Source organism: Paratractidigestivibacter sp., from assembly GCF_052362415.1.
In the GTDB taxonomy this organism is placed as follows: domain Bacteria; phylum Actinomycetota; class Coriobacteriia; order Coriobacteriales; family Atopobiaceae; genus Paratractidigestivibacter.
In genome coordinates this window covers 1-9,097 of the sequence record NZ_DAWEMK010000071.1, presented here as the reverse complement: position 1 = coordinate 9,097, position 9,097 = coordinate 1, and the positions used below count along the sequence as shown (strand labels likewise).

The following is a 9,097-nucleotide window of genomic DNA, read 5'->3' as shown; positions in this document are numbered from 1 at the left end:
GCGCGTCCATGCTCCAAGGGATCACCGCTGCCCCCGCTGCCGCCCCCGATGCCGCCGCAACGGCCGCCCCCGACGCCGCTGCCGCTGCCGCTCCTGCCGCGACCCCTGCCGCCGTGGCCGCCCCTGCGCCCACCGAATAAACGCAGCCTCTCGCCAGCCTTCTTCGTGCGAGCCGGTTTAGGGCGCGGGTTCTGGGTATGTTAAGTACATGACGCGGGCACGGTGTTCTCGCCGGGCCCGCGTAGGCATACGTAAGGAGGCTTTTATGGTTGACATCAAGATCTCCGGCCGCAAGGTCACCGTCTCTGACGCCCTGCGCGATCATGTGCAAGAGAAGGTCGGCAACGCCCTTAAGGTCTTCGACATCAGTCCCATGAGCTGCGACGTCGTGCTCCGCGTCGACAAGAACCCCTCCAACCCCGAGCGCCGCGCCTGCGAGGTCACCGTCTTTGTCCGCGACAACGTCGTCCGCGTCGTCGCTTCCTCCGACGACATGTACTCTGCCATCGACGAGGCGGCCGAGAAGGTCACCCGCCAGCTGCGCAAGTACAAGACCCGCGTCGTCGACCGCCGTCAGCGCGCCCGCGTCGCGCACGCCGCCCCTGTGAGCGCCGAGGACCTCGCCTCCCTCATCGAGCCCGCTCCCGACGAGGACGCCGACGACCAGCTCGTGCGCGAGAAGGTCATCGACCTCAAGCCCATGACCGAGGAGGAGGCACTCGTCCAGACCGACCTGCTCGGACACGATTTTTATGTGTTCACAAACGCGACAACTGGGCTTATCAACGTCATCTACCACCGCAAGAACGGCGGGTACGGTATCATCAAGCCCAAGATCGAGGAGAACGAGGAGTAGGGATTCACCTTTGAGCGATCAGACCGTCCAAGAGGACGAACAACTTAGCAACTCAAATGCCCAGGCATCGCAGGAGGCTGCGCGCCTGGGCCGCGCTTATCACTCGCAGCCCAATGTGCACATCATCGTCGACTCGTGCGCCGACTTCGCGCCCGAGGTCGTCCGCGCCCTCGGCGTCGAGGTCGTGAGCTTCCCCTTCGTCATGGGAGGGGAGGAGCACCTCGACGACTTCTGGCAGACCATGAGCCCGTCCGACTTCTACGGCCGCATGCGCGCCGGCGAGGTCGCGACGACGTCGGCCATCACGCCCGGCCACTACCTCGAGGTCTTCGAGGCGGCGGCAGCCAAGGGCACGCCGACCGTCTACCTCGGCTTCACGCGCGGCCTCTCGTCCTCCATCGACGCGGCCCGCACGGCCGCGGACATGGTGCGCGAGAACCACCCCGGCTTCGAGCTCTACGTGGTCGACAACCTCTGCCCGTCGGCGGCGGCCGAGCTTTTGGCCATCGAGGCGGTGCACCAGGCGGGCAACGGCCTCACTGCCAAGGAGCTCGTCGAGTGGGCCGAGGAGGCGCGCTACTACATCCAGGGCTTCTTTACGCTCGACAGCTTCGACGCGCTGGCGCGCGGCGGGCGCATCCCGCCAGCGGCGGCCACCGTGGGCGGCAAGCTCGACATCAAGCCCGAGCTCTCCTACGACCTCAACGGCGCCCTCACGCTGCGCGGCATGTGCCGCGGGCGCAAGAAGGCCCTGCGCGCGATCATCGCCGACTTCAAGGCCAACCACTTGACGAACGAGGACATGGGCGGCGTGCCGATGCCCGTCGGCATCGTCTCCGCCGACGCCGAGAAGGACGCCTACTGGCTCGCCGACCAGCTCCGAAAGGAGCCCGGCTGCGCGGACATGCCCATCATCTTCAGCTCGGTCTCTCCCGTCATCGGCGCGCACGTCGGCCCCGGCATGGTCGCCTGCGTGTTCTGGGGCAAGGACCGCCGCGAGAGCCTGAGCTTCACCGACCGCCTCGCCCGCAAGGTCCGCAGCAAATGACGAAAAGGGACAGTCCCTTTTCGTCATCGATAGAAAGGCACGAATGAGCACCACGATCTCCCCCCACCACACCAAGGTCGCCTTCATCGGCACCGGCATCATGGGCGCCGCGATCTGCGGCCACATCCTCGACGCCGGCTACGACGTCACCGTCCACAACCGCACGAAGTCCAAGGCCGAGGCGCTCCTGGCGCGCGGCGCGCACTGGGCCGATTCGGCGGCCGACGCCGCCCGCGAGGCCGACGTCGTCTTTACCATGGTCGGCTACCCGACGGACGTCGAGGACGTCTACCTGGCCTCCGACGGCCTCATCCGCGCCACGCGGAAGGGCGCCTACCTCATCGACCTCACCACGAGCTCCCCGCAGCTCGCCCGCGACATCCATGACGCCGCCGAGATCGAGGACAAGCACGCCTTCGACTGCCCCGTCACGGGCGGCCAGGCGGGCGCCGAGGCGGGCACCCTCACGCTGATCCTCGGCGCGACCGAGGCCCAGGCGGCCCCGGTGCTTCCCATCCTCCAGACCTTCGGCAAGAAGTTCTTCTACTTCGACGCCCCCGGCGCCGGCCAGACCGCGAAGCTCTGCAACCAGGTGAGCCTCGCCTCCTGCATGGTGGGCTACGCCGACGCGCTTGCCCTCGCCGAGCAGGGCCACGTCGACCCCCACAAGGTCCTCGAGCTCATGGCGAGCGGCACCGGCGGCTCCGGCGCCTCCGCGAGCCTCGCGCCGAAGTCCCTCGACGGCGACTACAAGCCCGGCTTCATGGCTGAGCACCTGCGCAAGGACATCGCGCTCGCGCTGCGCTCCGCCCAGGACGCCGAGCTGGCGCTCCCGGGCGCCGAGACCGCCTTCGCGCTCTTCGACACGCTCTGCCAGGTCGGCGGCGCGCGCATGGGCACCCAGGCGCTCACGCTGCTGTACGCCGAGGAGGCCGACGCCGCGGCGGCCGGCCTCGACTGGTCGCTGCTCGACGGCGACGAGGACGGCTGCGGCTGCGGCGGCCACGACGGCGGCTGCTGCGGCGGCCATCACGACGGCGAGGGCCACGGCGAGGGCTGCTGCGGCGGCCATCACGACGGCGAGGGCCACGGCCACGGCGAGGGCTGCTGCGGCGGCCATGGCGAGGGCCACGGCCACGGCCACGGGGACGGCGGACACCACTGCTGTTGCCACGGGGAGGACTAGCCCGTGGACCTCGGCTTTGCCGGCGCGGTCATCGCGCTGCTCTTCTTGTTCTTCGGGATCTTCGCGGGCGTCGGCGCAGGCGATATCCTCGCCAAGCGCTGCGTGACGCGCGGCGAGTACATCCGCATGAACGTCGTCGTGCTCGCGGCCGGCGCGCTGCTCACTGCCGTGGTCTGCCTCACGGGGCTCTTTATGCTGGTCATGCTCGTGTTCGGCGTCATGGCGGGCACGCTCGCCGGCATGAAGATGACCTTCGGCGAGTCCGTCGGCCCGTGGAAGAAGGCCGACACCGCCTTCTGCGTGAACAAGGACCACGTCCGCCGTGCCAAGGACCCCGAGGCCGCCGAGGCCGCCCGCAGGGCCCGCCGCGACGGCGCGCCGGAGCCTGAGCTCATGAGCACTATGGCCGCGGGCAAGGACGCGAAGAAGGGCCGCTAGCGCCCCAGTCCACCCGCCCCGCCGCGTCCGCCCCGGGCCCAAGCCCGAACCGCGCCCCGCGGCGCCGCATCGCACAAAACATCGCACATCACATAGGAGGATAAACAATGGCAGAGGCCACCAACGCCAACGCGCAGATCGAAGCGCTCTTCAAGGAGCTCCAGGGCACGGGACGCCGTCGCCGCCAGGAGGTCGCCCACAAGCTCGCGCTCGTCTCCAAGGCCGACCCGTCGCGCCTCGTCGGCCACATCGATCAGCTCGTGGAGACCCTCGAGCGCCCTGAGGCCCAGACCCGCTGGGAGATCCTCACGGCGCTCTCCGAGCTGTGCGCCGACAACGCGGCGGACCTCTCCGGCGCCTTCGACGGAGCGGAGGAGTCGCTCTTCGACGACGACTCGGCGACGGTCCGCTTGGCCGCGTTCGTCTTTCTGTGCCGTTATGGCGCGACGTCTGCCGAGCGCTCCGACGCCGCCTGGCCGCTGCTCGACGAGGCGATCCAGTGCTACCACGGCGACGCTGAGTACCGCGACATGCTCGCGGCGCTGCTGGACCTCGCCCACGGCGAGGTCTCCGACGCGACCCGCTCCGCGCTCGCCGAGCGCGTGGCCTTCGACGCCTCCAACGGCTCCGGCTACATCAAGACCTTCAGCGCCCAGATCGCCGAGGCCTGCAAGTAGCGCCCTTCAGTAAACCTAAAGACCCGGGGAGTAAATTCCTAGGGTCTGACTAGTTTTCGATGCGAACAGATGGGATAGGAACATGCCCGATACCAAGGAAAACCACGACGAGCTCACCGAGCCCCAGGAGCCCGCGAAGGACGCCGCCAAGCCCGAGGCCCCCGAGCCGGCGCAGAAGCACGCCGACAAGCACACCTCCAAGTCCGATTCCGCCAAGAAGCCCCTGCCCACCGTCGGCCTGCCCGTCTTCATCGTGTGCGTCGTCGCCGCTGTGGTCGTGGGCGTGCTCTGCGGCCACTTCCTGCTGGGCGGCGGGTCCACGTCCTTCTCGCTGAACGGGACCACGAAGCTCACGTCCGATCAGCTCGACTCCACGATCGCCGAGTACACCTACGACGGCAAGACCAACAAGGTCACCGCCCGCGAGGTGCTCGCGCAGAACGGCAGCGTGGACAAGTTCGCAGACTCCGACGGCAACTACACCGTCCCCGCCGCCACCGACGTGATCTCGTACGCGCGCAACCAGATCGTTCTCGACGCTGCCGGCAACCAGAACATCACCGTCTCCGACGACGAGGTCGACCAGTACGCGAACAAGATGTTCGGCTCGAGCGACTACTCGCAGATCGCCTCTCAGTACAACATCGACGAGGACACCGCCAAGGACACCATCAAGCAGTCCGCCGTCATGAGCAAGCTGCGCGACTCCGTGGTGAGCACCCAGGTCCCCGACCAGCCGACCGCCCCGACCAAGCCGGCCGACGGCGCTGAGGACACCCCGACCGCCGACTACGCCCAGTACATCATCGGCCTCGCCGGCGACGAGTGGGACGCCGACAACAACACCTGGAAGAGCCAGGACGGCGATTACGCCAAGGCCCTGGCCTCCTACGAGGTGAAGAGCGACTCCGCGACCTACGCTGCCGCCCAGGCCGCCTACTACGTCGCGCAGTCCAAGTACAGCACCGCTTCCAGCCAGATATCCTCCGAGTGGACGGCCTACTGCAACGAGCTCCTCTCTAAGGCCACCATTCAGATTGGCTCGCTGGCGGTCTAAGGTGCGTCTGGCCGTCAGCGCATGCCTGCTCGGGGAGCCCGTCCGCTACGACGGGGGATCCAAGCCGTGCGCCGAGGTTATCGAGCTCACAAAGAAGAACCAGGTCTGCCCCGTGTGCCCCGAGAGGGCCGCGGGGCTTTCTTGTCCGCGACCGCCGGCCGAGCAGGTGGGGGAGCGTGTGCTGCTCAAGGGCGGCACAGACGTGACCCGTGCGTTCGCCGATGGCGCGAGGGCCGAATGCGCCGCAGCTCAGCGCGCTGAGGTACCGCTCGCCGTGCTGAAGGCAAAAAGCCCGTCGTGCGGCGTCGGGCTGGTCTACGATGGTACCTATACCGGAACGCTAACGGCAGGCATGGGCGTGTGCGCCCGCCTGCTCGCCAAGGAGGGGATCTGCGTGGTCACCGAAGACACCGTGAAGAACGTCAAGCCGTCCGTCGAGCATCCCGTCGCCATCGTGCTCGGAACGGGCCTCGGCCACCTCAAGGGCCTGGTCAAGGCCGTCCGCCGCATCGATTACCACGACATCGAGGGCTTCCCGGGCGACGCCACGCCCATCGAGGGACACACCTTCGAGGCGCTCGTGGGCACCGTGGACGACGTCCCCGTGGTCGTGTACCCTGGCCGCATCCACCTGTACCAAGGCTACAGCGCGGCCGAGGTCACCGCGCTCGTGCGCCACGCGCATCACCTGGGCTGCCGCGACATCATCTTTGCCTGCGCGACGGGCTGCGTGCCGGGCAACGCGCACAAGGGCCTGGGCATCCTCACCGACCAGATCAACCTCACGGGCCGCAACCCGCTCGCCGAGTGGGCCGAGCTCCGCGACGTGGACACGCCCTTCGTGGACATGAACGACGCGTACTCCCCCTACCTGCGCACCATCGCCCGCGGCGTCGCGGACGACCTGGGGATTTCCGTGGAGGAGGGCGTCTACGCCGGCATGCTTGGGCCCTGCTTCGAGACCCCGGCCGAGACCGCGATGCTGCGCACCCTCGGCGTGAGCTACGTGGGCATGAGCACGGTCTGCGAGGTCATCATGGCCAAGGCGCTCGAGATGAACGTCCTCGGGCTCACGCTCGCCGCCAACGAGGCGGGCGCCCCCGGCGTCGATCACCAGAGCGTCGTCGCCGAGGCCGAGAAGCACGCCGACGACTTCGAGCGCCTCGTGCGCGGGGTCCTGCGGCTGCTGTAGGGAACGACGCGGGAGCGCGGCGACGGAGCACGTGCGGACGATGAGCGCCGCGAAGAAGGGCCGGCGACGGGGGATGGATCCCGTCGCCGGCCCTATTTCTGTAAGGGCGCCGTGCGCCCCTGCGCGCCCTTTGCGCGCGCCTACATCCCGAAGAGCGACTTGAGCCAGTCCACGACTTGGGCAAAGAAGCCCTTCTCGGCGTCAGAGGAGGAGCCGGAGTCTGTGTCGGATGTCGTCGAGGCTTGGCTGGCAGCGTCCTTCTCGTCGTCGCTCGAGGCGTCGTCCACATCCGTTCCGAAGGCGTCGTCGTAGGCCGTGCGGTCAATTGCCTCGCTCGTCAGGCTACCGGCCTCCGAGGCGTCGTAGTCGGTCGAGTAGGGGCCTGTGACGGTCACGGTTAGGCCTGAGTCACCCTGGACGACGGTCTGGCCGCCGGCGACGATGGTGACCGTCTTTCCGTCCGCGTCGACCACCTTGGCGCCTTCTGCGACGTTGAGGGAGCTCACGGTCGAGTCTGCCGTCACGGTCCACTGGGAGCTGCCGTCGATGTTGACTGTCATGGGCGCATCGGAGGTCGAGCCTGCGGCGTTCTGCTCGATGGACGCGGCGCCTGCCCAGGTTGTGCCCTCGGTCAGGTGGAGGTCGACAGAGGAGATCGTGTCCGCCACGACGTCGCCCGCGAGCTGCTGGCCGATGCCTGTGAACTTGACGGTCGCTCCGTTGCTGCCGGCCTGGCCCCAGTTGTTCGCGTCGTTTCCAGCGGCGTAGAGGAGGCGCGCCGCCGAGGAGGCGAAGTCGAGCTCGGTGTTCTTGAGCACGACGTCGGCGGAGGTGTTGGTCAGGTAGAACATGGAGCCGGACTGGATCGCGCTCGAGAGCTTAGAGTCGACGGCTTGGAACGTCGCGGCCTCGCCGGTGGTGGACTCGGCGTCGCCGGAGGTCGACTGGTAGATGATCACCCCGTCGGCCACGGGGTCGCTCGCCGTCTTGCCCGTCTGCGAGCTCGAGAGCGTCGAGTTCCGGATGAGGACCGTTTTCAGGCCCTCCATGCCCACGAGCTGGCTTTCGGAGGCCGTGCCGGTCACATCGCTGACCTCGATGTCTCCCGTGGAGTAGACGATGGGGGAGCCCGAGCCCTCGATCGAGATCGTGCCACCGTCGACGGAGATGTTTCCGCCGCCGCGGTCGGTCGCGACGCCGCCGGAGGGGGGTTCGGGCGGGTTCGCGGAGTCGGACTGCTGCTGGGGCTCGGATTGTGCGGAGGCCTGGGACGCGGTTTGGGGCGCGGCCGAGGAGCCCGCCTCCGAGGCGATCGCCTGAGCCGGTACCTGGGACAGCAGGACCGCGCCTGTGACGACCGCGACGCCGACCCTCTGCATGAGCTTATCCGCTGCGGGCTTTCTCATGGTGGCTCCCTTCTCCGCGGCGCGCCGGTTGAAGGAAGTATGCTCTTTAAGGTATCTGTATAAGCGTCGCGTTTCCGCACTTCAAAGGGGTTGCGCAATGCTCGAGGAGGCCTGAGGGGGAGCTGGTCACGGGCTGAAGCCCTTGGGCGCAGGGCGCGTGCTCGGCGCTGCGGAGTTAAGGCGATTCTGGTCGCTTAAGATCATCGCCGTGCAAACGGAGGGGGCTGACGGTCTTCGCATATTGGCCTTCCTTCGGGCCATAGAGCCGCCTCTTGTCAGGCAAAGTGGGGCATGTTACAAGAATATCGGTAGCCGTCACGGCTACCTCCAAGCGCTGGGGGCTTATCCCCCAGCATTTTTTATCTACGCATCATCGGGCCCCTGTTGATCCTGCGCGGCTTGTGCATATCCAACAGGGCCATGAAAAAAGCCAGGGAACGAATTCCCTGGCTTTGCGAGCAACTGGAGCCGGCAATCGGACTCGAACCGATGACCCCCGCTTTACGAGAGCGGTGCTCTACCAACTGAGCTATGCCGGCGCGCGAATAATTATGGTACCTAAATCGCCCGGTTGTTTCAAGGAGCATTTTGTGGAGACGCGAAGAAAGGGGAGGGGACGATCGTCGTTGGTGGGGTTCAGAACCTTTCACCATCTCTTCCTTCGGAAATAGCGCAGTCCACTGAGCTGGGATTTCTTCTTGGCGAATTCGGAAATGGATGAACTGGTGAAAGGTTGTCAGCTTCCCGGCGGAATCGTCCGGCTTGTGGGGCGGACCGCCGGCGCTGGCCGGCCATGGGCAATCGGCCAACCCTTTAAGTTGACTCCGCGCCAAGGAACCATCGCGCAGGGAGAAGGCCGCGCAGAAACCCTGAAGCTCAGCTTCGCCGGCCTGTCTCGTCAGAGTTGATGCGCAGGAATACTGACGCTCAGTCCTTCTTGATTGCCCACTGGCCGTGATGCGCGCAGAAACCCGCGCCCTCAGCTGCGCGCGCGGGCTGGGGGCGCGGGTTTCTGCGCGGAACTTCTTGCTGCGGGGCTGAACGTCCAGGATTCTGCGCGCGTGCGGGCGCCTTGGAGCTGGGCATCCAGGATTCTGCGCGCGTGCGGGCGCCTTGGGGCTGGGCATCCAGGATTCTGCGCGGTACGCCCCGTCATGAAACTGGACGCCGGAGTTTCTGCGCCCCCGCCCCCTGCCCCGCCGCCCTACTCCGCCGGGGCGAACTGGCTCTCGTAGAT

Annotated in this window: 8 protein-coding genes and 1 tRNA gene; 7 read left to right on the top strand and 2 right to left on the bottom strand. The window is 67.3% G+C overall.

Going from position 1 to position 9,097, the window contains the following annotated elements:
* Window positions 1-265 precede the first annotated feature (265 nt).
* The 7 genes from hpf to ACT84W_RS07525 all read left to right on the top strand — a co-directional run bounded on the left by hpf (window position 266) and on the right by ACT84W_RS07525 (window position 6,454).
* Window positions 266-856 carry a ribosome hibernation-promoting factor, HPF/YfiA family gene (gene hpf, locus ACT84W_RS07555; RefSeq protein ID WP_417576323.1) on the top strand — a complete coding sequence of 197 codons (591 nt, stop codon included), beginning with the start codon at window positions 266-268 and terminating at the stop codon, window positions 854-856.
* 10 nt (window positions 857-866) lie between these two features.
* The gene (locus tag ACT84W_RS07550) at window positions 867-1,904 is read left to right on the top strand and encodes a DegV family protein (protein ID WP_444328757.1); all 1,038 of its coding nucleotides are present in this window, start codon (window positions 867-869) and stop codon (window positions 1,902-1,904) included.
* 43 nt (window positions 1,905-1,947) lie between these two features.
* Complete coding sequence (locus tag ACT84W_RS07545) at window positions 1,948-3,090, top strand: NAD(P)-dependent oxidoreductase (RefSeq protein WP_444328756.1); 1,143 nt, start codon at window positions 1,948-1,950, stop codon at window positions 3,088-3,090.
* Between the two features lie 3 nt (window positions 3,091-3,093).
* Complete coding sequence (locus tag ACT84W_RS07540; protein ID WP_444328755.1) at window positions 3,094-3,528, top strand: hypothetical protein; 435 nt, start codon at window positions 3,094-3,096, stop codon at window positions 3,526-3,528.
* A gap of 107 nt (window positions 3,529-3,635) precedes the next feature.
* Window positions 3,636-4,205: a hypothetical protein gene (locus ACT84W_RS07535; protein ID WP_444328754.1), complete on the top strand. Its 570-nt coding sequence runs from the start codon at window positions 3,636-3,638 to the stop codon at window positions 4,203-4,205.
* 82 nt (window positions 4,206-4,287) lie between these two features.
* Window positions 4,288-5,262, top strand: a complete 975-nt coding sequence (locus ACT84W_RS07530; RefSeq protein WP_444328753.1) for a hypothetical protein — start codon at window positions 4,288-4,290, stop codon at window positions 5,260-5,262.
* Between the two features lies 1 nt (window position 5,263).
* Entirely contained in the window at window positions 5,264-6,454 is a 1,191-nt protein-coding gene (locus ACT84W_RS07525; RefSeq protein ID WP_417576329.1) for a purine-nucleoside phosphorylase, read from the top strand.
* A 140-nt stretch (window positions 6,455-6,594) separates the two neighbouring features.
* On the opposite strand, the gene ACT84W_RS07520 is transcribed toward ACT84W_RS07525, so the two are convergent.
* Entirely contained in the window at window positions 6,595-7,860 is a 1,266-nt protein-coding gene (locus ACT84W_RS07520; protein ID WP_444328752.1) for a hypothetical protein, read from the bottom strand.
* Window positions 7,861-8,323: 463 nt separating this feature from the next.
* Window positions 8,324-8,399 (bottom strand) — tRNA-Thr (locus ACT84W_RS07515).
* Window positions 8,400-9,097 lie beyond the last annotated feature (698 nt).